At 60.5% G+C, this 26,125-nt stretch carries 24 protein-coding genes; 10 read left to right on the top strand and 14 right to left on the bottom strand.

Annotated features, from left to right (window positions below; genetic code table 11):
• The first annotated feature begins 70 nt into the window (after positions 1-70).
• Positions 71-496 (top strand): VOC family protein, encoded by a 426-nt coding sequence (locus tag AC1RO0_RS07755; RefSeq protein WP_498592275.1) that lies wholly within the window; start codon positions 71-73, stop codon positions 494-496.
• 14 nt (positions 497-510) lie between these two features.
• On the opposite strand, the gene AC1RO0_RS07760 is transcribed toward AC1RO0_RS07755, so the two are convergent.
• Positions 511-1,224 carry a sulfate transporter family protein gene (locus AC1RO0_RS07760; protein ID WP_498592276.1) on the bottom strand — a complete coding sequence of 238 codons (714 nt, stop codon included), beginning with the start codon at positions 1,222-1,224 and terminating at the stop codon, positions 511-513.
• Positions 1,225-1,478: 254 nt separating this feature from the next.
• Between AC1RO0_RS07760 and AC1RO0_RS07765 the strand changes: the two genes are divergently transcribed.
• Entirely contained in the window at positions 1,479-2,330 is an 852-nt protein-coding gene (locus AC1RO0_RS07765) for a MurR/RpiR family transcriptional regulator (protein WP_498592277.1), read from the top strand.
• Positions 2,331-2,346: 16 nt separating this feature from the next.
• On the opposite strand, the gene AC1RO0_RS07770 is transcribed toward AC1RO0_RS07765, so the two are convergent.
• The 9 genes from AC1RO0_RS07770 to AC1RO0_RS07810 all read right to left on the bottom strand — a co-directional run bounded on the left by AC1RO0_RS07770 (position 2,347) and on the right by AC1RO0_RS07810 (position 12,142).
• Positions 2,347-3,942: an FGGY-family carbohydrate kinase gene (locus AC1RO0_RS07770; RefSeq protein WP_498592278.1), complete on the bottom strand. Its 1,596-nt coding sequence runs from the start codon at positions 3,940-3,942 to the stop codon at positions 2,347-2,349.
• A gap of 20 nt (positions 3,943-3,962) precedes the next feature.
• A complete protein-coding gene (locus AC1RO0_RS07775) occupies positions 3,963-4,637 on the bottom strand; it encodes an HAD family hydrolase (RefSeq protein WP_498592279.1) in 675 nt (224 codons plus the stop codon).
• Positions 4,638-4,737: 100 nt separating this feature from the next.
• Positions 4,738-6,219, bottom strand: coding sequence for a mannitol dehydrogenase family protein (locus AC1RO0_RS07780; RefSeq protein WP_498592280.1), 1,482 nt, complete (start codon positions 6,217-6,219; stop codon positions 4,738-4,740).
• Positions 6,220-6,341: 122 nt separating this feature from the next.
• Positions 6,342-7,340: an ABC transporter ATP-binding protein gene (locus tag AC1RO0_RS07785; protein ID WP_498592281.1), complete on the bottom strand. Its 999-nt coding sequence runs from the start codon at positions 7,338-7,340 to the stop codon at positions 6,342-6,344.
• Positions 7,341-7,351: 11 nt separating this feature from the next.
• Complete coding sequence (locus AC1RO0_RS07790; RefSeq protein WP_498592282.1) at positions 7,352-8,194, bottom strand: carbohydrate ABC transporter permease; 843 nt, start codon at positions 8,192-8,194, stop codon at positions 7,352-7,354.
• 1 nt (position 8,195) lies between these two features.
• Entirely contained in the window at positions 8,196-9,068 is an 873-nt protein-coding gene (locus AC1RO0_RS07795) for a carbohydrate ABC transporter permease (protein ID WP_498592400.1), read from the bottom strand.
• Positions 9,069-9,211: 143 nt separating this feature from the next.
• A complete protein-coding gene (locus AC1RO0_RS07800) occupies positions 9,212-10,528 on the bottom strand; it encodes an ABC transporter substrate-binding protein (RefSeq protein WP_498592283.1) in 1,317 nt (438 codons plus the stop codon).
• Positions 10,529-10,674: 146 nt separating this feature from the next.
• Positions 10,675-11,628, bottom strand: coding sequence for a sugar-binding transcriptional regulator (locus tag AC1RO0_RS07805; RefSeq protein WP_498592284.1), 954 nt, complete (start codon positions 11,626-11,628; stop codon positions 10,675-10,677).
• A 58-nt stretch (positions 11,629-11,686) separates the two neighbouring features.
• The gene (locus AC1RO0_RS07810) at positions 11,687-12,142 is read right to left on the bottom strand and encodes an RbsD/FucU family protein (protein ID WP_498592285.1); all 456 of its coding nucleotides are present in this window, start codon (positions 12,140-12,142) and stop codon (positions 11,687-11,689) included.
• 229 nt (positions 12,143-12,371) lie between these two features.
• On the opposite strand from AC1RO0_RS07810, the gene AC1RO0_RS07815 reads away from it, so the two are divergent.
• The 6 genes from AC1RO0_RS07815 (at position 12,372) to AC1RO0_RS07840 (ending at position 17,935) form a co-directional block, all read left to right on the top strand.
• Positions 12,372-13,031 carry a response regulator gene (locus tag AC1RO0_RS07815; RefSeq protein ID WP_498592286.1) on the top strand — a complete coding sequence of 220 codons (660 nt, stop codon included), beginning with the start codon at positions 12,372-12,374 and terminating at the stop codon, positions 13,029-13,031.
• A complete protein-coding gene (locus AC1RO0_RS07820; protein WP_498592287.1) occupies positions 13,028-14,368 on the top strand; it encodes an ATP-binding protein in 1,341 nt (446 codons plus the stop codon). The genes AC1RO0_RS07815 and AC1RO0_RS07820 overlap by 4 nt, the downstream gene beginning before the upstream one ends.
• 93 nt (positions 14,369-14,461) lie before the next feature.
• A complete protein-coding gene (locus AC1RO0_RS07825; protein ID WP_498592288.1) occupies positions 14,462-15,388 on the top strand; it encodes an ROK family protein in 927 nt (308 codons plus the stop codon).
• Positions 15,378-16,088, top strand: coding sequence for a copper homeostasis protein CutC (locus tag AC1RO0_RS07830; protein ID WP_498592289.1), 711 nt, complete (start codon positions 15,378-15,380; stop codon positions 16,086-16,088). Before AC1RO0_RS07825 ends, AC1RO0_RS07830 begins: the two co-directional genes overlap by 11 nt.
• Before the next feature lie 140 nt (positions 16,089-16,228).
• Positions 16,229-17,116: a DUF6030 family protein gene (locus tag AC1RO0_RS07835; RefSeq protein WP_498592290.1), complete on the top strand. Its 888-nt coding sequence runs from the start codon at positions 16,229-16,231 to the stop codon at positions 17,114-17,116.
• Between the two features lie 123 nt (positions 17,117-17,239).
• Entirely contained in the window at positions 17,240-17,935 is a 696-nt protein-coding gene (locus AC1RO0_RS07840; protein WP_498592291.1) for a class I SAM-dependent methyltransferase, read from the top strand.
• A gap of 6 nt (positions 17,936-17,941) precedes the next feature.
• Here the strand turns inward: AC1RO0_RS07840 and AC1RO0_RS07845 are convergent, their stop codons facing one another.
• Positions 17,942-18,121, bottom strand: a complete 180-nt coding sequence (locus AC1RO0_RS07845; protein WP_498592292.1) for a hypothetical protein — start codon at positions 18,119-18,121, stop codon at positions 17,942-17,944.
• A 47-nt stretch (positions 18,122-18,168) separates the two neighbouring features.
• On the opposite strand from AC1RO0_RS07845, the gene AC1RO0_RS07850 reads away from it, so the two are divergent.
• Positions 18,169-19,620, top strand: a complete 1,452-nt coding sequence (locus AC1RO0_RS07850) for a DHA2 family efflux MFS transporter permease subunit (RefSeq protein ID WP_498592293.1) — start codon at positions 18,169-18,171, stop codon at positions 19,618-19,620.
• Positions 19,621-19,632: 12 nt separating this feature from the next.
• Here AC1RO0_RS07850 and AC1RO0_RS07855 read toward each other — a convergent pair whose 3' ends face one another.
• The 3 genes from AC1RO0_RS07855 to AC1RO0_RS07865 are packed head-to-tail and all read right to left on the bottom strand — an operon-like array spanning position 19,633 to position 24,416.
• Positions 19,633-21,183, bottom strand: a complete 1,551-nt coding sequence (locus tag AC1RO0_RS07855) for a SpoVR family protein (protein ID WP_498592294.1) — start codon at positions 21,181-21,183, stop codon at positions 19,633-19,635.
• Entirely contained in the window at positions 21,180-22,451 is a 1,272-nt protein-coding gene (locus AC1RO0_RS07860) for a YeaH/YhbH family protein (protein ID WP_498592295.1), read from the bottom strand. Before AC1RO0_RS07860 ends, AC1RO0_RS07855 begins: the two co-directional genes overlap by 4 nt.
• 18 nt (positions 22,452-22,469) lie before the next feature.
• Positions 22,470-24,416 carry a PrkA family serine protein kinase gene (locus AC1RO0_RS07865; RefSeq protein WP_498592296.1) on the bottom strand — a complete coding sequence of 649 codons (1,947 nt, stop codon included), beginning with the start codon at positions 24,414-24,416 and terminating at the stop codon, positions 22,470-22,472.
• Between the two features lie 1,149 nt (positions 24,417-25,565).
• On the opposite strand from AC1RO0_RS07865, the gene AC1RO0_RS07870 reads away from it, so the two are divergent.
• Positions 25,566-26,042: a transposase gene (locus AC1RO0_RS07870; protein WP_498592297.1), complete on the top strand. Its 477-nt coding sequence runs from the start codon at positions 25,566-25,568 to the stop codon at positions 26,040-26,042.
• The last annotated feature ends 83 nt before the right edge of the window (positions 26,043-26,125 follow it).

Genomic DNA, 26,125 nt, shown 5'->3' on the forward strand with positions numbered 1-26,125 from the left:
TTACATGCATGCTGTATGCATGTTAATTAAACACATACAGATTGTATGTGGAAATCAAACGGAGGAAAAGATGAAATCGACGAGCTACTATCCTGTCATCATGACTGAGGACGTTGCCGGCACAGCGGCCTTCTATTGCGCCCATTTTCGCTTTGCCGCCCTCTTCACCAGCGACTGGTATGTCCATCTGCAATCGACGGAAGATGAGACGGTAACACTGGCGATCCTCGACGGTAGCCATGAGACGATCCCCCTCGCCGGTCGCGGTAAGGTCTCGGGCCTCATCCTCAATTTCGAGGTCGAAGATCCAGACGCGGTATATGACGCCTGCCGCGCCGCGGGCCTCCCCATCCTCAAAGCCCTCTGCGACGAGGATTTTGGCCAGCGGCATTTTATCACCGCGGACCCCAACGGCGTGCTGATCGACATCATCAAGCCGATCCCGCCTAGCGCCGATTATGCCGCCATGTATGAGGCCACGGCTCTGCCCGCCTGAAGGGAGTTGGCGGCTCAGCTACGCTGAGCTGCTTCCTTCCGCGAAATCAGCTTGTGCAGATGCACCATCATCCCCGCAGCGAACAGCGGCGTCAGCAGATTGACCAGGGGAATGGCGAGGAAGGCGGCGATCACCAGTCCCGCGAGAAAGACGGTGAACGCATGCTTGATGCGGAACTGCCGCGCCTCGTCCGGCGAGCGAAAGCGCATGGCGGCGAATTCAAAGAATTCACGGCCGAGCAGATAGCCGTTGACCAGGAAGAAGGCGACAAGATTGACGCCGGGAATGAAGAGCAGAAACAGCGCGATGATGTTGCCGACGATCACGACGCCGAGGAATTTCAGCGAACCCTTCATCGCCGGCCCGAAGGGCAGTGCCTTTCCGGGCGGATCGGCCGGATAGTCCCGTTTCTCCACCACATCGGCGACATCGTCGAGAAACAAGCCCGCGATCAGTGCCGTCACCGGCGCGATCAGCAGCGCCAATGCGAGCGCCAGACCGAGGCCGGCCAATATCCCCAGAAACAAGGTAAGCCAACTCGTCCAGTCCGGCGCTGATGGCAGGAAGCTTTGCAGCCAGGGCAACACAACGGCCACGACGGTGCTGTTCAGCGCAAACCAAAGAGCAAGGAGCGCCAGCAACGTCAGGCCGAGCACCTTCCAAAAAACCTTGCGCGTTTCGGCGGCAAAGAGGTTGGCAAGGGAAAGACGCGCGGCATCAATGATCATTCGTTCGACATCTCCTGGGCAATCATCCGAGAGGTAGGTAGCGATTGCAAATATATCAATATCTTCCCGCCATGCGGGCGCGGATTACGGAAAATTGAATTATTGTAATAAAGTATCTACTAATATATTGTGAGCGTCATACTAAAAACAACAACCTAGACATGATCGACGACTTCGGTAACCTGCACGCTACCCGATTGTTCCCGCAATCGGTGCGATAGCAGATCGGATGAACCGTTAGCGAGGCGCAACATTTGGAAGACCTTGGTCACAAGCTTAGACAATATATGAAGAGCGGTACTCCCGCAGAGCGCCGAATAGCCAAGTATTTTTCCGAACACTTGAACGAGCTGCCTTTCGAAACCGCCTCTTCCGTGGCCGACAGGCTGGAGTTGAGCCCGATGACCGTCGGGCGCTTCCTGCGCTCGCTCGGCTATCAGGGCCTGGACGGGATCAAAGTCCACCTGAAGGAAAATGTAGCTCCGGTGACGCTGCAATTGTCGAGCCTTCTGGAGCAGTTACAGAAGGATGCCCTTGAGGGCCGCCCGATCGCCGGCCAGATCGTCGAGCAGGTCGAGATGCTGCAGTATCTCTACAATCTCACCGGCCAGTCGCAATGGCTCGGCGCCGTGACGGCGTGCTTGTCCTCCAGCGAAGTTTTCGTCGCCACCCATCTCAGTCTTGCGGGCCTTGGCCGCCATTTTTGCGATCGTCTCGAATTCGCCCGCGACCATGTGCGGTTCCTCGACGGCGCCAATGGCAGCTATATCGAGCTGCTCGGCCGCCCGGCAAACGATGCACTGGTGGTGATCATCGACTCACCCCGTTTCATCACATCGCGGCTGCTTGCGCGTTCCGCGCGCCGCGCCGGCTACAAGGTGCTGCTGATCACCAGCCAGTACACCGAATGGGCGCCGGAATTCGCCCACAGCACCTTGTCATTGCCACCCCTGCGCGTCAGCGGCCACGACAATCTGTCGGCGATGACGGCGCTCCTGGAATGCCTGGCCTCCGCCGTCATTCAGGCAGCAGGTGAAGAGGCGGAAAACCGCATACGAAAGATCGAGGAACTGGAAGGCATGTTCACTTACACGCCGCTTCGGTAGGGATCCGAAACAGCGATCAACTGCCGGCCCATTCCAACGAATCCAGCTCGGCACGGTGGCGATACATGGCAAGGAAGCGCCGATAGTCTCGATCGTAAAGCGTCTTCTTGGTGGTATCCGGCAAGCGTTCGTGACCACCGGGATACATCGCGGCACCGGCAGCAGCAAGGTTCTCGTAAAGCCCGCAGGAGACCGAAGCCGCCATTGCCGTTCCCAAAAGCACCGCCTCGTTCATCTTCGGCACCACAACCTTGCAGCCGGTGACATCGGAATAAAGCTCCATGAGCACGGCATTCTTCACATGGCCGCCCGCGACATGCAACGTGTCGGGCACGTAGCCGTAATCATGCATCTTCTCGAGGATATGGCGGATGCCGAGCGCGATGCCGACGCTGGTGCGCCAGTAGAGACGGCAGAGGCCATCGAAGGAGGTATCGAGCGTCAGGCCGCTGATGACGCCGACCGCATGCGGATCGGCAAGCGGCGATCGGTTGCCGTGAAAATCCGGTAGCACATGAAGGCGCTCGGCAAAGGCATCGCCCTCGGCAACACGCAACTCCGCGATGCGCCGGACGATGCGGTCATGCAGCGCCGCCGTCGGTTCGCCGCCGGCCGCATGCATGTTGACGATATGATCGAGCAGCGCGCCGGTCGCCGACTGCCCGGCCTCGGCCAACCATGTGTCGGCAAATACGACTTCGTAATATGGCCCCCATAGCCCGGTACTGCGCTTGCGTTCGCGCGAGAAGGCGACAATGCAGCTCGACGTGCCGGCGATCAGCGCCAGTTGACGCTCCAGCGCATCACGGTCGCCGGCATGGCCGCCGAGCGCACCGAGCGCACCGGCATAGGCGTCGACCATCCCCGCACCGACATGGCATTCACGGTCGAGCCCCAGGGCTTCGGCCGCTTCCGCCGTCAGCTGCCCGACGCTTTGCCCGACGGGCGCGGTCTCCTCCGGCAGGTTGCCGCGTTCCCGCAGATCGCCAAGACCGATCACATCGAGGAAATCCGCCTGCCAGCCCGGCCTGCGATGGGCGAGATAATTCCATTTCGCCGTCAACGTACAGCGCGAACGCGCCAGCGAACCGGTCGCCTTCCAGGTCATGAAATCGGCGAGATCGAAGAAATAACCGGCCCCGGCCCAGCTCTGCGGCAGGTTCTTCTTCAGCCACATCAACTTCGGCATCTCCATCTCCGGCGACATGAAGTGGCCGGAATGCTCGAGAACCTGATGTCCGGTCGCCGTGCAGAAATCCGCCTCGACAAGCGCCCGGTGATCGAGCCAGACGATGGTGTCAAACCGGTCCTCGCCACCGGTCGACACCGTAAGCGGCATGCCCTCCGTGTCGCGCACCACCAGGGAGCAGGTGGCATCGAAGCCGATCGCGCCGATGACGGAGGAGCTGACGCCGGAGGCCGTAACAGCGCTGCGCACAGCCGCGCAGACTGCGGCCCAGATATTTTCGGAACTGTGCTCAGCGTGGTTCTCACGCGGACGGTTCATGAGGATCGGATGTTCGCCCTTTGCAAGCAGGGCGCCGCGCGACGTGAACACGCCAGCGCGTGCGCTGCCAGTGCCGATATCGACCGCAACCACATGATCACGCATCAAAAAGGAGCCCCGTCCACTTATATCTTGTTACGGACAAGGTGTATCAAATCCGGCATCGCGTCAAACACCACCTCGGGCGAAAGTCGCTCCAATTCCGCCCGGTAACTCGGCGAATGGGCATGCGAACCGCCGGTGAAGGCGAAAACCGTCATGCCCGCCGCCCGCGCCGCCATGATGCCGGCCGGGCTGTCCTCGATGACGATGCAGTCCTTCGGCTCGACCCCCATTTGCTCGGCAGCATAAAGGAAAAGATCGGGCGCCGGCTTGCCGCGCTTGACCATGCTGGCGCTGAAAATATGCGGTTCCAACCGCCCCAGAAGGCCGGTGACGCCAAGCGATAGCCGGATGCGCTCCAACTGGCTGGAGGAGGCCACGCAACGCGACACGGTAAGCGCGTCCAGCGTCTCGGCAATACCGTCGATCGGCTTCAACTCATCGCGGAAGCGCTCATAGAGGTCGTTGCGGATGCGATCGAGAAAGACCTGGTCGATGAAGACGTCGAACTCGGTCTCCAGCGTATCGACAAGCGTGGCGAGGCTCTTGCCGAGGAAGCGGCTGTAGACATCCTCCTCGCTCATCTCCACGCCGACATCGCGCATGGCATCGATGAGCACGCTGACGGACAACGGCTCGCTATCGACGAGCACGCCGTCGCAATCGAAGATTACGAGTCCTTTATCCGCATTCGTCATAGCAGATCCAACCCGAACCCTGTTTTGGCCGCGCCTCTTACGAGCATCGACCTAGCCATAAAAATTCGGCCGGGACTTGGGCGCCCCGGCCGACAAACAATTAATCCGCGAGTTTGTTGTCGAGGTATAGCTGCAGGGTGGCGCGGGTACCCTTTTCCCACAGCGTTTTTAGCGCATGCGCAAAGCGCTTGCGGAAAAGATCCGATTTGGCGACGTCGCCGAAGATGTCGTCAAAGACGAGGAAGGCATCCGGATCGTCCTTGGCCTTCAGCGCTGCTGCATGCAGCCGGTCGGCGCTGGCATCGTTGAAGACGATGTCCTGGCCGCTGTCGGTCTTGCCGGCGAAATAGCGGCACCAGAGCGCCGAGACCAAAGCGAGACCGACGACATCCTCTTTGCGGGCAAGACGATCGGCGGTCGACGGCAGGATGAACTTCGGCTGGCGGTTCGAGCCGTCCTGCGCCAGGCGCGGAATGGTGTCGGCGATCTTCGGATTGGAGAAACGGTGCTCGATCAGCTTGAAATAATCGGCCAAAACCGTGTTCGGCACCGGCGGAATGACCGGGATGATCTCGTCATTCTCGAGCTTGGCGAGATAGGCGCGGATCAGCGGCTCTTCCATCGCCTCATGGACGAAATGCACATCCATCAGCGCCGCCGGATAAGCGATGGCCGCGTGGCCGCCATTGAGGATACGGATCTTCATGTGCTCGTAGGGCGTGACATCCGGAACGAAGGTGACGCCGACCTTTTCCAGCGCCGGCCGTCCGGCCGGGAAATTGTCTTCCAGCACCCATTGCTTGAACTCTTCGCAATAGACCGGCCAGTTGTCCTCGACGTCGAAGGCGCTTTTCAGGAGATCGATTTCGCGGGCGCCGGTTGCCGGCGTGATGCGGTCGACCATGCCATTCGGGAAGGCGACATTGGCGGCGATCCACTCGGCAAAGGCCGGATCCGAAAGCTTCGCTGTGCCGACGACGGCGGCTTTGGTGACACCGCCGTTGTGGGGAATATTGTCGCAGGACATGACAGTGAACGGCTGCAGACCGGCAGCGCGGCGGACCTTGAGGCCGGCAACGATCAGGCCGAATACCGTCTTCGGCGCATCCGCGTTCTGGCCATCGGCAACGATGGCGGGGTGAGCCGGATTGAACTTACCGGAGGCGTCGATGAAATAGCCGCCCTCGGTGATGGTCATCGAGACGATACGGATCGAGGGATCGGCAAGCTTGGCGATGATCGCCTCGGCGTCGCCGACCGGCAGGATGTCGACCATCGGCGCCGTGACGCGGGCGGCCGTACGATTGTTGTCCTGCTCGACCACCGTCGTCAGGAAATCCTGGGCGGCGAGCTTTTCGCGCATGGCGGCGTCAGAGGGCAGCACACCGGCGCCGATGATCGCCCAATCGTGATCCTGGCCAATATTGAAAAGATCATCGAGATAGATCGCCTGATGGGCGCGGTGGAAATTGCCGACACCGAAATGAACGATACCCGCCGATAGCGACTTCGGATCATAGGCCGGAATGGCAGCGGTTGTAGCCGCCTCCTGAAGCGTTGCGAGCGATAATTTGCACGTCATGTCTCAAGTCCTTCTGAAAGGTCTTTTTGCTCCGGATGGCTTGGGAGGCCCGCTCCGGTTGGGATGACCCCGGCCCGCCTGCATCGACAGATGCGGGCCGAGTTAAATGGCATTCGCCCCGCTTAGATCGCCAGTCCGTTTCCATCGAAGCGGTGGATGCGGGTCTTGTCGGGCGTCATGTACACGGTATCGCCGGCGCGAGCCGGGAAGTCGCCGGTTCCGCGCGCGGTGATGGCGCCGATGCCATCGGCCTCGATATGCAGGAAGGTGTCGGAGCCGAGATGCTCGGCATGGTTCACCCTGCCCTTCCAGTCTCCGCTTTCCGTCGACAGCAGCACATGTTCCGGACGAACGCCGATCGTGTCGGCGCCGAGCGCTTGCGCATAGGCACCCTTGACGAAGTTCATCTTCGGAGAGCCGATGAAGCCGGCGACGAAGAGATTGCGCGGGCTCTTGTAGAGCTCCAGCGGCGAGCCGACCTGCTCGATATTGCCGCGGTTCAGCACGACTATCTTGTCGGCCATGGTCATCGCCTCGACCTGATCGTGCGTCACGTAAACCATCGTCGTCTTCAGCTGATGGTGCAGATCGCTGATTTCGAGGCGCATGTTGACGCGCAGCGCCGCGTCGAGGTTCGACAGGGGCTCGTCGAACAGGAAGGCCTTGGGCTGGCGCACGATCGCACGGCCGATGGCGACACGCTGACGTTGGCCGCCGGAAAGCTGGCGCGGCTTGCGCTCCAGATAATCGGTGAGATTGAGGACACGCGCGGCGTCGGCAACCTTCTTGTCGATCTCGGCCTGCGGCATGTTCGCCATCTTCAGCGGAAAGGCGATGTTCTTGCGCACGCTCATATGCGGATAGAGCGCGTAGGACTGGAACACCATGGCAAGACCGCGCTGGGCCGGCGCCAGATTGGTGCCATCCTTGCCGTCAATCAGGATCTGGCCGCCCGAGACGTCCTCGAGGCCGGCGATCAACCGCAGCAGCGTGGACTTGCCGCAACCGGACGGGCCGACGAACACGACGAATTCACCTTCGTTGATCTCGAGGTCGATGGAAGGGATGACCTTGGCTTCGCCAAAGACCTTAGAAACCTTCTTAAGGACAATGCTACCCATGTTTCTCTTCCTTACTTAACCGCGCCGAAGGTCAGGCCGCGTACGAGTTGTTTCTGGCTGAACCAGCCAAGGATCAGGATCGGGGCGATCGCCATCGTCGATGCCGCCGAAAGCTTGGCGTAGAACAGGCCTTCCGGGCTGGAATAGGAGGCGATGAAGGTGCTGAGAGGCGCCGCATCGACGGACGAGAGATTGAGCGTCCAGAAGGCTTCGTTCCACGACAAGATGATGTTGAGCAGCATCGTCGAAGCAAGACCCGGGATCGCCATCGGCGTCAGCACGTAGATAATTTCCTTTGCCAGCGACGCCCCATCCATGCGGGCCGCCTCCAGGATCTCGCCGGGGATTTCCTTGAAGTAGGTGTAAAGCATCCAGACGATGATCGGCAGGTTGATCAGCATCAGCACGACGACCATGCCGAGACGGCTGGCGAACTGATTGTTGAGCAGACCAAAACCCTGGAACAGCAGGTAGATCGGAATGAAGGCGCCGACCGGCGGCATCATCTTGGTGGACAGCATCCACATCAGCACGTCTTTGGTGCGCTTGGTCGGCGAGAACGCCATGGCCCAGGCGGCCGGAACGGCGACGATCAGGCCGAGGATGGTCGAGCCGAAGGATATAATCACCGAGTTGGCGAAGTGGAGGAAATAGTCCGAGCGTGACTGCACCTCGAAGTAATTCTCCAGCGTCCAGTGAAAGAACAGGAATTGCGGCGGCGAAGCGATCGCGTCGCCTTCCGACTTGAAGCTCGTCAGGATCGTCCACAGGATCGGGAAGAAGATGAGGAGCGCGACGGCCCAGGCCGCCACCGATACGACCACCTTGCGCCGTGTAGAGACATTGCGTGCCATCTCAGGCCTCCAGGTTCTTGCCAACCGCGCGCATCACGAAGATGGCGACGATATTGGCGAGGATGACGGCGATGATACCGCCCGCCGATGCGCCACCGACATCCTGCGACAGAACGATCTGCGAATAGACGAGATAGGTGAGGTTGGTCGTCGCCGTGCCGGGTCCGCCATTGGTGGTGACCAGGATCTCGGCGAAGGCAGAGAGCAGGAAGATCGTCTCGATGAGGATGACGACCGTGATCGCCCGCGCCAGGTGCGGCAGGGTGATGTAGATGAACTTCGAAACCGCGCCGGCGCCGTCCATTTCGGCGGCTTCCTTCTGCTCTTCATCCAGAGACTGCAATGCCGTCAACAGGATGAGGGTTGCGAAGGGCAGCCACTGCCAGGCGACGATGATGACGATCGAAAACAGCGGCACGGTCTCCAGCCAGGTCAGCGGATCGAGCCCGAAAAACTTGAACAGATGCGCCAGAAGCCCGTTCACCGGGTTCATGAACATATGTTTCCAGATGAGGGCGGCGACCGTCGGCATGACGAAGAATGGCGCAAGCACCAGCATGCGGACGATGCCCTGGCCGAAGATCGGCTGATCGAGAAGGAGCGCGAGAGCGATGCCGCCGACCACGGTGATGACGAGCGCGCCGCCAACCAGCAGCAGCGTCACAATCAGCGAGTTCAGGAAGGCGGGATCGGTGACGAAGTATTCGTAATTGAGCAGCCCGATGAAATCGTGTGCGCCGGGCGACAGAAGATTGTAGTTCAGCGTCGAGAAGTAGATCGTCATCGCCAGCGGGACGATCATCCACGCGAAGAGCAGCAAGACCGACGGCGTCATCATGACGCGGGCAGCAGAACGGGTGTGTAACGTTGCCATGGCAAGTACCGACCTATCTTTTGAGCGGGAAAGGTGGCCGTAGACCGGCTGGATAAAGGGGCCGCCGAAGAACAGTTCAGGCATTCGGCGGCCAAGGGAAGGAAGCACCCGAAGGCGCTTCCCGCCATCCCTCAGAAGGCTGATTATTTCGGATAACCAGCCTTGGTCATTTCACGTGTGGTCAGCTGTTGCGCAGCCTTGAGGGCAGCGTCGACGGTGATCTGGCCGGCAAGGGCAGCGGAGAACTGCTGGCCGACGGCGGTGCCGATGCCCTGGAATTCAGGGATGGCCACGAACTGAACGCCGACATACGGGACCGGCTTGACGGTCGGGTGGGTCGGATCGGCCGAGTTGATCGAGTCGAGCGTCATCTTGGCGAAGGGAGCGGCCTTCTGGTAGTCCGCATTCGCATAGAGCGAGGAACGGGTGCCGGGAGGTGCATTCAGCCAGCCTTCCTTCTGGGCGACAAGGTTGGTGTAATCCTTGCCGGTTGCCCAGGCGATGAACTTCTCGGCCGCTTCGGTCTTCTTCGAGGAGGCTGGGATGGCGAGGTTCCATGCCCAGAGCCAGTTGCCGCGCTTGCCGAGGCCGTTGTCTGGAGCGAGAGCAAAGCCGACCTTGTCGGCGACCTTCGATTCCTTCGGGTCGGACACGAACGAGGCGGCAACCGTCGCGTCGATCCACATGCCGCACTTGCCGGTCTGGAACAGCGAGAGGTTCTCGTTGAAGCCGTTGGACGAAGCGCCCGGAGGGCCGGCGTCCTTCATCAGCTTGACGTAGAAGTCGAGCGTATTCTTCCATTCCGGCTGATCGAACTGCGCCTTCCACTTCTCATCGAACCAGCGGGCGCCGAAGGAGTTCGCCGTTGCCGTCAGGAACGCCATGTTCTCGCCCCAGCCGGCCTTGCCGCGAAGGCAGATGCCGTAGACTTCATGGCTCTTGTCGGTGATCTTGCGGGCAGCGTCGGCGATAAAGGTCCAGGTCGGCGCGTCCGGCATCTTCAGGCCGGCCTTGTCGAACAGGTCCTTGCGGTACATCACCATCGAGCTTTCGCCGTAGAACGGCGCGGCATAAAGCTTGCCGTCCGTGGTCAGGCCGCTGCGGATGGCCGGGAGAAGATCGTCGACGTCGTAGGTCTTGTCGGCGCTGAGCTTGTCGAGCGGCGCCAGCCAACCGAGCTTGCTCCAGATCGGCACTTCATAGGTGCCGATGGTCAGCACGTCATACTGACCGCCCTTGGTGGCAATGTCAGTCGTGACCTTCTGGCGCAGGACGTTTTCCTCGAGCGTCACCCATTGCAGGTCGATGCCGGGGTTCTTCGCTTTGAAGTCGTCCGTAAGCTTCTGCATACGGATCATGTCACCGTTGTTAACGGTCGCAATCGTGAGGGTTTCGGCAGACGCCATTCCGGCAAACATCAGGGCCGAGCAGGCGCTCAGCAGAAAGGTTTTCAATTTCATATCTTCCTCCCCAGAAGATCAAACTTGAGCATTCGCTTCGCTCGTGGGCAATTACTCATATCTTGCGACAAAATGTCAATGCAGATTCGTTGCTGCGATGCCGAACATGCAACTCATCCAATTGTTTTTATGGTGTTATTTTTTGCTCAGTTCTTGAGCAGAAATTCGGCTGTCGCCTCGTCGGTGATCAAACCATTGATCTGATGGCCGGTTACGGCGGCCCTGATCGCCTCGAACTTGCGTTTGCCCTTGGCTATTCCGATGACGGAAGACGTATCGCGCGGCGGGATGGAGGCACTGGCAACGCGATCGTTGACGGCGTCCGACATCAGCTTTCCGTCGCCGTCAAAAACCCAGCCGCAGATTTCCCCGGCCGCGCCCCGCTTCATCAGCGCCATCATCTCGTCTTTCTCGAGAAAGCCGTCGACGCAAAGCGGCGCCTCGATGCCCAGCTCGCCGACACCGACGAAGGTCACGTCGGCCTGCGCGCTGATATCCAGCGTCGAGCGCACCAGCGCCTGCGCATGCAGCAGTTCGCGCTCCTCGGCCGAGGAGACGAGCACCGGCAGCGGCATGGGATAGTGCCGCGCCTTGATCGCGTCGGCCATGCTGAAAATGACGTTGTAATAGGCAGCCGAACCGTCCGGGCCGATATTGCCGGTCAACGACACGATGCGGTGCTGCGGACATTCGATCGCCGGCAGCTGATCGACCGCGGCCTTCAGCGTGCGCCCTGTACCGATCGCCAGAACGATCGGATCGCTGCGCTTCAGCCAGCGCTCGATTTCGGCCGCCCCCGCCTCGGCGATGCCAACCGTGGACGACGTCCCATCAGGATCGCTCGGCACCACCTCGATATGTTTGAGCTTGAATTTTTCGCGCAGCGCCGCGCCATATTCGAGGCAGACGGCAATCGGGTGATCCAACCGCACCTTGATCAGCCGCTCGGCGACGGCGAGCGACACCAGCCGCTGCGCCGACTGCCGGGAGATTCCCATGGCGATGGCGATCTCGTCCTGCGTCCGTCCGGCCACGTAATACAGCCAGCCAGCTCGCGCCGCGTCGTCAAGCCGCCCCTGGGAATCCAACTTTCTGGCCATCATAGTCCTTTGCGAAAACAGCGCCTCTTGCCCAGGCCGAACGACCTGGCCTAGTCGCTCATTCAGTTTCCGGCGGGATGACGCCTTTGGTCAAGGTGAAACAACCGTAGAAGCGGCGCTCGCCGGTCTGGATCACGCAATAGGCCTCTTTCGCCCGCTCATAGAAAGCGTAGCGCTCGACGGGCACGAGCGGCCAGTGCTTGCCTTCGGCGCGATCGATGGCCGCCTGCACTTCATGCTGAACCTTCGGCATTTCCTCCGGCGCGCCCACCACTTCCATGCGCGTCGCGGCATCGTCGATGAAGGTGTCGAGCGGCATCAGCGACAGAAGCGCCTCGACGGCCTCGGCCGCCGACACGTTGTCGATCCTCAGAAGATGGCCGAGCATCGTCTGCTGCGCGATCGACTCGGCGGGGAAGTTCGTATCGACGACGACTAGCATGTCGCCATGCCCCATCGATGCCAGCGCGTGCAGCACATCCGCGTTCAACCGCGGCGAAATTCCCTTCAGCATGAAAGCCTCCTCCAGTGCGTAACCGGCGACGGCCCTGCCCTCGCCCTCTTCTCTTTGGGAGCAAACAAGTAATCGTGGTCACGATCTCTGTCCATAGCCGCCGTGAACCTTATCAGCCGGAGAATCCAGGGATCAGAAAAGCGCTTCTCATCCCGGCTTATTTCAGCCTTTATTGACCAGATAGGTTCGGCGGCGTTAACTGAAGCACAGGCACTGGTTGCGAGGGCAAGTGAGAATTCTTCTGGTTGAGGACGATGAAACGATCGGCGGCGCGGTTCGCGACCATATCGCGGCAACCACTCACGCCGTCGACTGGGTGAAAAATCTCGCGGACGCGACGGAGGTCACCAGCGCCGTGAAGTACGGCCTGATCCTGCTCGACCTGCAACTGCCCGACGGCGTCGGCATCGATTTCCTCAAGAAGCTGCGCCGCAAACCGGATGAGACGCCGGTGATCATCCTCACCGCCCGCGACCAGATTTCCGACCGCATCGAGGGATTGAACAGCGGCGCCGACGATTACCTCGTCAAGCCCTTCAACCTCGGCGAACTCTCTGCCCGCATCCTGGCGGTGGCTCGACGCTACAGCGGCAGCCCGCAACCGACCATCCGCTTTGCCGATCTGGAGATCGATCAGCCGCAACGGCGGGTCCGGCTGGATGGCAAGGATGTCGTGCTCACCGGCCGCGAATGGGCCGTGCTCGACCTTTTGGTGACGCGGCCGGGCGCCATCATCTCCAAGAATCAGATAGAGGAAGCGCTTTATGCCTTCGGCTCGGAGATCGAGAGCAACACGGTGGAGGTCTATGTCAGCCGCCTGCGCAAGAAGATCGGCAAGGACCGCATCCGCACGGCCCGAGGCGTCGGCTATTGCCTGGGTGAGAGATGACCCTGCGTCCCACCAGCATCACCCGGCGCCTGATCGCGGCACTCACGGGTACCGTCGTTGTGTTCTGGCTGATCGCCGTCGGGATCGGCGTCTATGTCGTCAATCATGAGCTTTCCGAAACCTTCGACGGCGCACTGCAGGAAACCGCCGAACGGCTGATGCCGCTGGTGGTCGACGATCTTGCCAATCGCGAACCCTCCAGCGATCCGCAAAGCCTTGAGGAGCGAAACAAGGGGCTGAACCGGGAATACCTGACCTATCAGGTGCTCGACGCCTCGGGTAAGGTCATCCTGCATTCGCACGACGCGCCGCCGGTGGCCTATGAGGTGCCGCTGAAGATCGGCTTCCATAATACGCCGAAGTACCGGATCTACACCGAATCCTCGATGAACGGCACGATCTTCCTGCATGTGGCCGACGCTTTCAAGAACCGGCGGGAGGCATCGCGCGAGAGCGGCGTCGCCCTGCTCTGGCCGCTACTCGCCCTCATCCCGGCCAGTATTCTCGCCATATGGTTCGCCGTCGGCCGCTCGCTGCGTCCGATCGACCGGTTGCGCGCGGACATCGCCACCAAGGACGGCGGCAACATGGTCCCGTTGGAAAGCGACGCGCTACCGCGCGAACTCCAGCCGATCGCCCGTTCGGTCAACCTGCTGCTCGAGCGCCTGCGCTCGGCGCTTGAAGCCGAGCGGGAATTCACCGCCAACAGCGCCCATGAACTGCGCACCCCGATCGCCGGCGCGCTCGCGCAGACACAGCGTCTAATCGCCGAACTGCCGAAAGGGCCGCTTGTCGAGCGCGCCGGCCGGATCGAAACCTCGCTCTCCAATCTCGGACGGCTGGCGGAGAAATTGCTGCAGCTCTCCCGTGCTCAGGCAGGCATCGGCACCGGCGACAAGCCCGCCGACCTGATGGCCGTCATCGAAACCATCATCGGCGACTACGACCGCGACACCGGCACCGCCGGCCGCATCCTCCTGGAAAGCAACCCGGGCGAGACGCTGATCCGCAACGTCGATATCGATGCCTTCGCCATCGTCATGCGCAACCTGATCGAGAACGCGCTGATCCACGGCCCGACCGACGACGAAGTGACCGTCAAGATCGATGGCAACATCATCCGCATCCTGAACGGCGGTCATGCGCTTTCCATGGAAGAATTGGCCGGCTTGAAAAAACGCTTCCAGCGCGGCAAGACGAAAGCCTCAGGCTCCGGCCTCGGCCTTGCCATCGCCGAACGCATCATCGGGCAGATCGGCGGACGTCTCGATCTCCTCTCGCCCGCCGCCGGCCAGACGGATGGTTTCGAAGCCCGGATCACCTTGCCAGAAGCCTGACCCGACCTCGGCGGATGTCGCGCGCTTATTGGCCTTGCAAAGAACGGCAAAGGGTGCGAGCAAGTGCCGCATGTTTCCTGCAGGTGAAGTTTTATGATCGTTTCCTTCGACATCGGCGGCACCGCCATCAAGGGCGGTATCGCCCGCTCCGTGACGGATATCACGCCGCTCGCCCGCCGCCCGACGCCGAAGGATGATTTCAGCGAATTCGTCGCGGCCCTGCGTGCCGTCATCGCCGAGGCCGGTGAGAAGCCGGACTGCCTCTCCTTTTCCATCGCCGGCGTCGTCGATCCCGACACGCAGGCGCTGATCTGCGCCAACATTCCCTGCATCCACGGCCGGCGTCTCGCCGCCGAACTGGAAGCGGAACTCGGCTATCCCGTCCTGATTGCCAACGATGCTGATTGTTTCACCATGGCAGAGGCCATGTCCGGCGCGGGGCGCGGTCATCGCATCGTCCTCGGTGTCATTCTCGGCACCGGCGTCGGCGGCGGCCTTGTGGCGGACGGCCGTCTCGTCAACGCTGCCGGTGGCTTTGCCGGTGAGTGGGGTCACGGCCCGATTATCGCCTCCTTCGCCGGCAATCCACCGGTCGCCATCCCTGCCTATCCCTGCGGCTGCGGCCAGAAGGGCTGCGTCGACACCGTCGGCGGTGCTCGAGGCATCGAGCGCCTGCACAAGACCCTGCACGGCCTGGAATTTTCCAGTGAGGAGATCATCGGCCAGTGGTTGGCGGGCGATGCCAATGCGGCGCGAACGATCGAGGTCCTGGTTGATCTCGTCGCCTCACCGCTGGCTCTGACCGTCAATATCACCGGCGCCACCATCGTTCCCGTCGGCGGCGGCCTTTCCAATGTCGAACCGCTGCTGGAGCGGCTGGACGCGGCGGTACGCACCCGCATTCTGCGCAAATTCGACCGCCCGCTCGTCGTGCCGAGCGAGTGCAAGCTCGAGCCCGGCCTGATCGGCGCGGCCCTGCTGGGGCTGAAATTCGTCGAGGAGCGGAACCATGCTGCTTGAGGTCTGCGTCGAGGATACCGCTGGCCTTGCCGCCGCCATCGCCGGCGGCGCCGATCGCATCGAGCTTTGCAGTGCGCTCGCCGTCGGCGGCCTGACGCCGAGCGCCGGGCTGATGGCGACAGCGGCCCGCGCGCCCATCCCCGCCTACGCCATGATCCGCCCGCGCGCCGGGAGCTTTGTCTACTCCGCAGACGAGCTTGCCGTCATGAAGGGCGATATCGACGCGGCCCGCCAAATGGGCCTGCCCGGCGTGGTCCTCGGCGCCTCGCTGCCGGATGGCCGCCTCGACCGCGAGATGCTCGATGCCCTCGCCGCTCATTCCGTAGGCCTCGGCAAGACGTTGCACCGCGCTTTCGATCTCGTACCCGATGTCGAGGAGGCCGTAGAACTCGCCATTTCCCTCGGTTTCGAACGCATCCTGACCTCGGGCTGCGCGAAGACGGCCGTGGAAGGCATCACCATCCTCGAACAGGCCATCGCCATCGCCGCCGGCCGCATCTCGATCATGCCCGGCTCGGGCGTCAATATCGAGACCATCGGCGCGCTGTGGCCGCGACTGGCGATCAGCGAAATTCATGCCTCCTGCTCCATCCCTCAGGCGGAGACGGATGAACGCCTGCTCGCCTTCGGTTTTTCCGCACCCACGACGCGCCGCACGGACACCGCGACCGTCAGGGCGCTCAAGGCGTATTTCGCCTGAACGGCAACCGCGAATTGACAAAGAAACGGTAGAATGATCAATCGTTCATAAACGTATATTCTGTAGCTATAGCTCGGCTGCGGAATGCCAAGCCATTGCAGTTAAGCGGGTTTCCTCTGGAGTAGCTGTAGATCTGAACCATGTCGGTGGCGCCACCTCGCAAGAAAAGCAGGGCTGTCTTCTGGATTGCGGCGATCGTCATCGGCTCGATCATTTTGGCGACGGCGCTGCTTGCCAATGACATGCGCAATCTCAGGGCGCTCGACACCCGTTATCATCTGAACCTGTTCAGCCAGCCGGCGCCTCCGCCTGCCCCTCCTGCGGCAGCCATAGCCGCCCCGCAAGCCGCCAACGTCACCCATCCCGCGCCGACCCCGGCCGCCACGTCAGCGCCAGCGCCCGCCAAGCCCGTCAAAGCGGCACAGGCTGCACAGACGGCGAAACCGGTGCATGCCCGGCCCTCGTCCCACATGCTCGACCCGCCCGTCGATGCCCTGCGCGGCGCATTCCTGCGAAGCTGGCGGATATCGGGCCAGGCGCTTTGCTCCAGCCTCGTGAAGTCCGGTTTGCCGGTCGGCGAATGGAAACAGAGTGCGCTCGGCGTTGGCACGTTCGAATGCAGCTACGCGATCCAGAAGGGCATCTACGGAGACCCCGACGCCGCCTCGTTCTTCATCATCGCGCGTGGCGCGCCAACCGGCGAACTCACCAATATCCGCATCAAGGTGATCATGCCCGACAGCACCGATGGACGCGCCGTCGCCGGCACCTTCATCGACACGGTCGTGCTGCTGTTGAGCGAAACCCACTGGCTCGACTTCCAGACGGCGTTGGACAATATCGGCAAACTACAGGATCTGACGCAAGACGCCTTCGGAGCGAGACTGAGCTTCCTCCGGGAATTCCAGAGCAACAGCAACTTCAACCTTCAACTGGAGCTGCGCAGAACGACGCCGGAACAGATCCGCACCGCCATCGTCTTCGACAAGGCACGATGGACGCTCCAGTCGGTCCCACCCGGCAACTAGGCTCAGGACTCCTCGTTCAAGGCTGAAAACACGACCTTGCTGGAGAAATTGCGTGTCTATAAGGTGGGGCTGTCAACCATATGAGATGCTGCTGAATATGCCGTTCCTCGGCGGGGAGCAACATTGTCTGAGAACAATTACGATGCGTTCGCAGCTGCTTATCAAGCTGACAACGAGAACAACGCCTGGAATGCCTATTATGAGCGACCGGCGATTCTTTCACTGGCTGGTGATGTGGCTGGACTTCGGGTCCTCGATGCGGGATGCGGTGGCGGGGCTCATGCCGCCGCACTCGTTGATCGAGGAGCGATCCTAACTGGAATCGATGCAAGCGCGGGCTTGCTCGAAATCGCGCAACGTCGCCTTGAGGGGCGTGCGAGATTGTTGCTGGCTGATTTGAACAAGCCGTTACCCTTCGAAGATGGCGCTTTCGATTTGATCATCGCCTCATTGGTCATGCACTATCTGCCCGATTGGTCGCCGGCTCTTTCACAGTTCAACCGTGTCCTGTCCGAGGGCGGTCGCCTGGTTTTTTCGACACACCACCCCTTCATGGATCATCAGTTGGCCGGCAGCGACAACTATTTCGAGACCTACAGCTTCAGCGAGACATGGCAGCGCGGAGGGAAGGCCGTCATGATGCGATTTTGGCACCGACCGCTCCATGCCATGTTTGATGCGCTCAAATCGGCTGGATTTCAGATTGATGTCGTGAGCGAGCCTCAGCCCGACCCTCAAATCAGCACCCTTTTCCCAGCGGCACACCAGAGCCTGACGACCAAGCCCCGGTTCCTCTTCTTCTCGACGGTGAAGGCATGAGCACACTCAAAGCCAGAAGATGACGGCGGCGGCGATAGAACGTCTCCATCGACCCACTTTTTGTTGCGCCGCGCCATCGATGGTGATCATATGGGCCTGATTTCGATGGCCGGCGGAAAGCGGGCCGACCACAGCATGATTCCCAAAAATGCGAAGCGGTTCTTGGATCAGATCATGCGCCAGCATTGACGCGCCGGACCTCCCATCCGGCCGTGGAAAGTCATAGCATTCCCATGGACTCGCCAGATACCGCCCCGCAAGGCCAGACCTTCGCGATCGACCGCGACCCTCGCCTGCGCTACATCATCCCCGCCGTGGTCGCCGTCGCATTCCTGATGGAACAGCTCGATTCGACGATCCTCATCACCGCCGTTCCAGACATCGCCAGAAGCCTCGGCACCACGCCCGTCCGCATGAACCTCGCGGTCACGACCTATATCCTGACGCTCGCCATGTTCATCCCGGTGAGCGGCTGGTTCGCCGACCGTTTCGGCGCCAGGCGCATCTTTGCCCTGTCGCTATTCATCTTCACGCTCGGCTCGATCCTGTGCGGCCTGGCGACAAGCCTGCCGATGCTGATCGCCACCCGTGCCCTACAGGGCCTCGGCGGCGCGATGATGACCCCCGTCGGCCGCCTCATCCTCATCCGCAGCTTCCCGCGCAGCCAGCTCGTCACGGCGATGACCTACATGACATTGCCGGCGATCATCGGTCCGGTGATCGGGCCGCTTCTGGGCGGTTTTCTGACGACCTATCTCTCCTGGCGCTGGATCTTCTGGGTCAACCTGCCCTTCGGCATTATCGGCATGGCGATGGCGTTGAAATATATCGAGGACACTACTCGCGACACGTCGATCAAGTTCGACTTTCCGGGCTTCATCATGGTCGGCCTCGGCTGCCTGCTGCTGCAATATGGCATCGAGAATATCGGCCGACCGACCATCCCCGTCTGGGCCATCGTCGCGGTGCTTGCCGCCGCCGGCCTGCTGCTCGTCGGTTTCGTCCGCTATGCCAGGACGGCGGAATCGCCGGCAGTCGATCTCACTCTGTTCAAGCTGCGCACCTTCCGCGTCGGTACGCTTGCCGGCGGCGTCTGTCGCATCGGTCTCAACGGCGTGCCCTTCCTGCTGCCCCTCATGCTACAGGTCGGCTTTGGCCTGAGCCCCATCATCTCGGGCACGCTGACCTTCGTCAGCGCCCTGAGTTCGCTTGCCGTGCGTCCGATCTCCTCGAAGATGCTGCGGTTGTTCGGTTTCGATCGCGTGCTGACCGCGAGCGCCATTTTCGGCGCCGCCATCGTCGCCGGCTTCGCCCTGATCGGGCCGGATACGCCGCACTGGGTCATCATCGTCTATGTCTTCATTTTCGGCCTGGCGCGTGCCTCGCAGTTCATGACCTCCAACACGCTATCCTATTCCGATACCCCGGCCGCCCAGCTCAGCCGCGCGACCAGCCTCGGCGGCGTGCTCCAACAATTGAGCGTCAGCTTCGGCGTCTCCATCGCCGCCATGCTGCTCGGTCTGGTCACGCTGGACGGCTCTGCACTGACGCCGGAAAAATTCCATATGGCTTTTCTGCTGATGGCGGTGATCCCGCTGCTCGGCTTGCCCGGCTTCCTGAAGCTGCGGCCGGAGGACGGCCGGCAGGTCAGCGGCCATTATCGCCGGTCGAAGGAGGTGGCGTAAGACCTCACGCCATCAGGCTGCAACGGAAGACAAGCGCGGATGGGCGAGATGCTCGCGCAGCACCAGACCGGTGCTGTCGATCTCCTGCATCAGCACGTCGTAGCTCCAGAGATCGGCAAGGTGTTGCAGCACGCGCTTGGCGTCGGCATCCTCCAGAAAGCCGCCGTTCAGCACGGTATGCTTGACCAACAGCCTGCGATCGCCGGCGAGATCGACATCGACGATCTCGATATGCGGATCGATCCAGCCGACATCATATTGCCGCGCCAGCTCGCGCCGGATGCGGCGATAGCCGCGCTCATCGTGGATCGCCGCCACCCGAAGCCCCTCCTCCTCTTCCGGATCGTCGGTGAGGTGGAACATGCGCATCTTGCGCATCAAATGCGGGCTGAGGAACTGCGACACGAAGCTTTCGTCGCGATAGTTGGCCCAGAGATCGCGTAGCACCGCCATAGCGTCGCCGGTACCGGCAATATCGGGGAACCATAGCCGGTCCTCTTCCTTCGGCTTGGTCACGATCCGCTCGATGTCCTGCATCATCGCAAAACCGAGCGCATAGGGGTTGAGGCCGGAATAGCGCTGATCGTTGAAGGCCGGCTGGAAGACGACATTGGTGTGGGATTTCAGGAATTCGAGAAAATCACCATCGCCGATGCCGCCGAGCTCATGCAGCCGCGTCATGATGCGGTAGTGCACATAGGTCGCCGTACCCTCGTTCATCACCTTGGTCTGGCTTTGTGGATAGAAATATTGCGCGACATGCCGAACGATGCGCAGGATCTCCCGCTGCCAGGCCTTCAGGCGCGGGGCCATCTTCTCGAGGAAATAAAGGACGTTCTCCTGCGGCAGACCGGCCAGCGAACGCCGGCGCTCGAAGTCCAGGTCGGGCATGACCTTGCCTTTTCCGACCGGAACCGTGCGCCAGAGATCGTTGAAGATCCGCTCGTCATATTCGCGGCGTTCGCGCTCGCGCGTTTCTTCCTCGCGCAAGCTCGGCGTCTTCCTGCCGGCATAGCGATGGACGCCGTGCGACATCAGCGCATGCGCGGCATCCAACGTCCGCTCGACGGCGGCATGGCCGTAGCGCTCCTCACAGCGGGCGATATAGCCCTTGGCGAAATTGAGATATTCCAGAATGCCCTCGGCATCCGTCCAGAGCTTGAACAGGTAATTGTTCTTGAAGAAGTGATTGTGACCAAAGGCGGCATGCGCAATCACCAGCGCCTGCATCGTCGCCGTATTCTCCTCCATGAGATAGGAGATGCAGGGCGAGCTGTTGATCACGATCTCATAGGCAAGCCCGCGCAGACCCTTGCGGTAGAAAGCCTCGTGATGGGCGAAATGCTTGCCGAAGGACCAGTGCTTGTAGAACAGCGGCATACCGATCGAGGAATAGACGTCCAGCATCTGCTCGGCGGTGATGATCTCGATCTGGTTGGGATAGACGTCGAGGCCGAGCTCGTCGATGGCGATCCGCTCGCAGGCATCATGGATCCGCTGAATGGTGGAAAAATCCCAATCCGCACCATCAAAAAGCCGTTCCATCGATGCTTTCGCCATCATCCGCTCCTTGTTTCCGCCGCCCGCCGTTGAAAGAGATCATGGAAGACCGGGTAGATCTGGCTGCGATCGCTGACGCGCCGCATCGACAGCACCGGCCAGCCCGCCTGGATGCGCTCGTAGAGCGACCAGAGCGCCGAGCCGGAGGAGATCGCGACGCTCCGCGCCTCACCCACTTCGAGATAGGCGAAATACTGGCTGACCGGCAGGATGGCGTCGGTGAGCAGCGCCGCCGCCGTTGCATTGTCGGAATAGGCATTGTCGCCATCCGACGCCTGCGCGGCATAGATGTTCCAGTCCGACGGCGGGAACCGGTCCTGAACGATCCGCCGCATCGCTTCGAGCGCGCTCGACACCTGCGTGCCGCCGGTCGCCGGGCTGCGGAAGAACGTCTCCTCGTCCACCTCTTCGGCCACATCCGTGTGGCGGATGAAGACGATCTCGACGCGGCGGTACTGCCGGGTCAGGAAGATGTAGAGCAGCATGTAGAAGCGCTTGGCGAGATCCTTCATGTGTTCCGACATCGAGCCGGAAACGTCCATCAGGCAGAACATCACCGCTTGCGCCACCGGCTTCGGCTCGTTCTCGAAACGACGATAGCGGATATCGATCGGATCGATATAGGGAATACGCCGAACCTTCGATTCCAGCATCTTGATCTCAGCTTCGAGCGCCGCGCGGCGCTCGTCGTCCTTACATTCGGCAGCCTCGGCGGCGAGCTTGGCGACCGTCTCCGGTTTCGGGCGATGCAGCGCCACGCGCCGCATCATCGCCAGCCGCATGGTGCGGTTGATGGCGAGATTGGCAGGCGACCCGGTCACCGAATAGCCGGACCGAACCGGATTGATCTGATCGGCCGACACCAGCCGCTTCTTGGCGAGATCGGGAAGTTCGAGGTCGTCGAGGAAAAGATCGAGGAATTCGTCGCGGGTCAGGATGAAGCGGAAGGCGTCCTCGCCGCTGCCCTCGCCGCCGGCTTTCGGTTTGCCGCCGCCGCTCTCCGGCCGTGGAAGGATGTCGCCCTCCAGGAATTCCTTGTTGCCGGGGAAAATATGCTCCCGCAGCCCCTCCGGGCCGCGATGGAACCGAGGCTCCTCGGTTCCATCTAGGGGAATGCTGATCTCGCCACCCTTCAGAATGTCCTGAATGTCGCGATTTTGAGAGGATTCATAGACCGCTCTCTGCACCAGCGCTTTTGCTCTTCGCAAAAACCGTTGACGATTTTCTAGACTTTTTCCGCCTGGGTTCAGGCGTCGGTCAACAATGTGCATTCCTTCTTCCTTGGTGGCTCATCCTGCCTGTTTCACACGCATGTACCATTCCACAAGCCGCCGAACCTGACGCTCGGTATAGCCGCGCGCCATCATGCGTTCGACGAATTCGCCATGTTTCTTTTCCGAGTCGCCGTCCTTCTTGGACCCGAACGAGATGACCGGCAGCAGATCCTCGACCTGGGAGAACATCCGCTTTTCAATGACTTCGCGGATCTTCTCATAACTCGTCCAGGATGGATTCTTGCCGCTATGGCCCGCCCGCGCTCGCAAGCAGAACTTGACGATCTCGTTGCGGAAATCCTTCGGATTGGCGATGCCCGCCGGCTTCTCGATCTTGGTCAGTTCCTGGTTGAGAAGCTCTCGGTCCAGAAGCTGGCCGGTGTCGGGATCCTTGAAATCGACATCCTCGATCCAGGCGTCGGCATAGTCGACATAACGGTCAAAGAGATTCTGGCCGTAGTCTGCATAGGATTCCAGATAAGCCTTCTGGATCTCATGTCCGATGAATTCCGCATAACGCGGCCCGAGCTCGCTCTTGATGAATTCGATATAGAGCTTCTCGGTTTCAAGTGGCAGTTGTTCGCGACGGATCGACTGCTCCAGCATATACATCAAATGTACCGGATCGGCGCCGATCTCCGTCGTATCGTAGTTGAAGGTCGCCGCCAGCACCTTGAAGGCGAAACGGGTAGATGCCCCGTCCATGCCTTCATCCACACCGGCCGAGTCGCGATACTCCTGCACGCTACGCGCCCTCGGATCGGTCTCCTTCAGGCTTTCGCCGTCATAGACCCGAAGCTTGGAGAAGGCCGTCGAGTTCTCGTGCTTGGCGAGCCTCGTCAGAACCGTGAAGCGGGCGAGCGTTTCCAGCGTCGACGGTGCGCAGGGCGCATCGCTGAGTTCGGATTCCTCGATCAGCTTCTCGTAGATCTTCTGCTCTTCGGTCACCCGCAGGCAATAAGGGACCTTGACGACGCAGATGCGGTCGATGAAGGCCTCATTGTTCTTGTTGGCCTTGAACGTCTGCCATTCCGACTCGTTCGAGTGAGCGAGAATGATGCCGGAGAAGGGAATGGCGCCGATATTCTCGGTGCCGATATAATTGCTCTCCTGCGTCGCCGTCAGCAGCGGATGCAGCATCTTGATCGGCGCCTTGAACATCTCGACGAATTCGAGAATGCCCTGGTTGGCGCGGTTCAGAGCCCCGGAATAGCTGTAGGCGTCGGGATCGTTCTGTGCCAGGCTTTCGAGCTTGCGGATATCCACCTTGCCGACCAGCGAGGAGATGTCCTGGTTGTTCTCATCACCCGGCTCGGTCTTGGCGATGGCAATCTGCCGCAACCTGGATGGCTGTATCCTGACAACGCGAAAGCGGGAAATATCGCCCTCGAACTCTTCCAGCCGCTTCAGGCACCATGGACTCATCAGCCCGGTCAGTCGGCGGCGCGGAATGCCGTAGCGCTCCTCGATCATCGGTCCCATGGTGACGGGGTCGAAGAGGCTGAGCGGGCTTTCGAACACCGGACTGAGCTCATTGCCGGCCTTCAGCACATAGATGGGATGGACTTCCATCAATGACTTTAGCCGCTCGGCAAGCGAGGACTTACCTCCGCCGACCGGGCCGAGCAGATAGATGATCTGCTTGCGCTCCTCCAGCCCCTGCGCCGCATGGCGGAAGAAGGCGACGATACGTTCGATCGTCTCCTCCATGCCGAAGAAGCCGGCAAAGGCGGGATAGGTCCGGATCGTCCGGTTCATGAAGATACGCCCAAGGCGAGTGTCCTTGGCCGTATCGATCAGCAACGGTTCTCCCATCGCGGCCAGCAGGCGCTCCGACGCATTCGCGTACATGAGCGGATCGTCCCGGCACGCTTCCAGGTATTCAGAGAATGACATCTCGACTTCGCGCCGTGCTTCGAAAGAACGGGCGAACGTGTTGAATAGGACATCGTTGTTTGACATGGCGCCTCGTTAGCTTGCTACTGCAATAAACGTGGACTTAGCGAGACACTTTCCCGCTAGTATCTAAGGTGCGGTAATAGTCGCTTCGAATCAATAGGTGACCCTTCAATAATTCGTACGCTTGATTACGGCGGCCATCAATATCTTGAAAGGTTCTTTCACCGGAATTAATTTTAATTTCACCCAAAGTTGAATGAATTTTATAAATTCCATCAATAGGGGCATGCACCGGATCGCGGAAAACGCGAATCCGGATTTACCCATGCGGTCCGGCCCGGGTCACGGCATCCCGATCGAAACAATGGGAAATTCGGGACGAGGAATACCAGCGGCACCGGAATCTCCGCTTCCATTCTCGGCCGTCATGCACACCTATTGCGATCCTGCCCGGCACTCCATCGCCGCCACAACCGTCAAACAACATCTAGTGCGTCACCAAGGCGCAAATAATCCAGGCCGAACAGGCGGGAAAACCACCATCAAATTCGCCGCATATCTGAAAGTTTTGTGATTTCTTGCGGAAAGTGGTGGCCAGAGCCGGAATCGAACCAGCGACACGCGGATTTTCAATCCCCGCCTAACCCTTTCCTTTCACCTCAACGCGCCTGCAGTCCTTCACGACCTGGGCGTTGGTCAGGAGCCACCCATCCGACGTAACGGCAAATCCGGTCCCCGACGAAGTTGGATCGCCGGCAAGACAATTGGAAGCGATAACTGTGGACAAGCCGGCAGCGAGAAGTACGCGATATAGGACAGACATCTGAAGTTCCCCATGCGAGTGGAGCCTAGAATTTCCGACACATCATACGCAACCTTATATTGCAACGATCATTAACGCCGGGACTTCCATGTCTCTAGGCTGTCTTCGACCGACAGGTTCCAATCCTGCGGGCCAAAGGCATGTCCCGGAGCTGACCGACCGTAGCCGTGTCTGCGTTCGAGTTGAAAGCTTTGCCCTGCCGTCCGTCGGCGCGTTAGATAAGCTTGAAAAGCTGGTGTCCAAGGGTGCATCGCGGGCCGCCATCGAGGCGGAAATTGCAAGACTTTATGAGATTGGTGACGCATGCTTGACATCCTAGCCTGGCCCGACACTCAGGTCCGATTACGTGAAATCTTTCCTGAGGGCACCCCGCACAGGAACTATGCAACTTGGGAAATCGCAGCAAAACGGTGTTCGTGATGATTTACGTCGATGCCGTCGAAGGTCGGGATCAATGGCTTCGACCGGACCAAGTGCGCCGTATGACGGATGCCCAATCAGTCCAGACCGATGAAAATGATCGAGATGCGTGGGCAAAGCACTCGGTGATCCTGGTGGTGGCAATCGAAGTGAACGTTCCTGAACTGATAGTCGCCCGCACCGTCATTGGCGACTTCCAATCCATGATCCGCTCGAAGACAGTACGAAAGCTCGATGAATGGCTTGAAGTTGCTAAAAACAGCCTGGTCGGATCGTTTGCCACCGGCGTCGAGAAGGACCTCAACGCTGCGAGAAACGCAATCATCTCACCTTGGTCAAATGGGCAAACGGAAGGTCAGATCACACGACTGAAGCACATCAAACGACAGATGTACGGGAGAGCAAAACTCGATCTTCTGCAGGCGCGATTGATCGGCACATCGTAGGATCTGCACGTCAGCAAAAGTGCGTCAGAGCCATTTCGCGACGGAAAGTAACACTATTGGCCGCCAATATCTGCAGGTTGCAG

It is taken from the genome of Rhizobium sp. GW821-FHT14E12 (assembly GCF_058803745.1).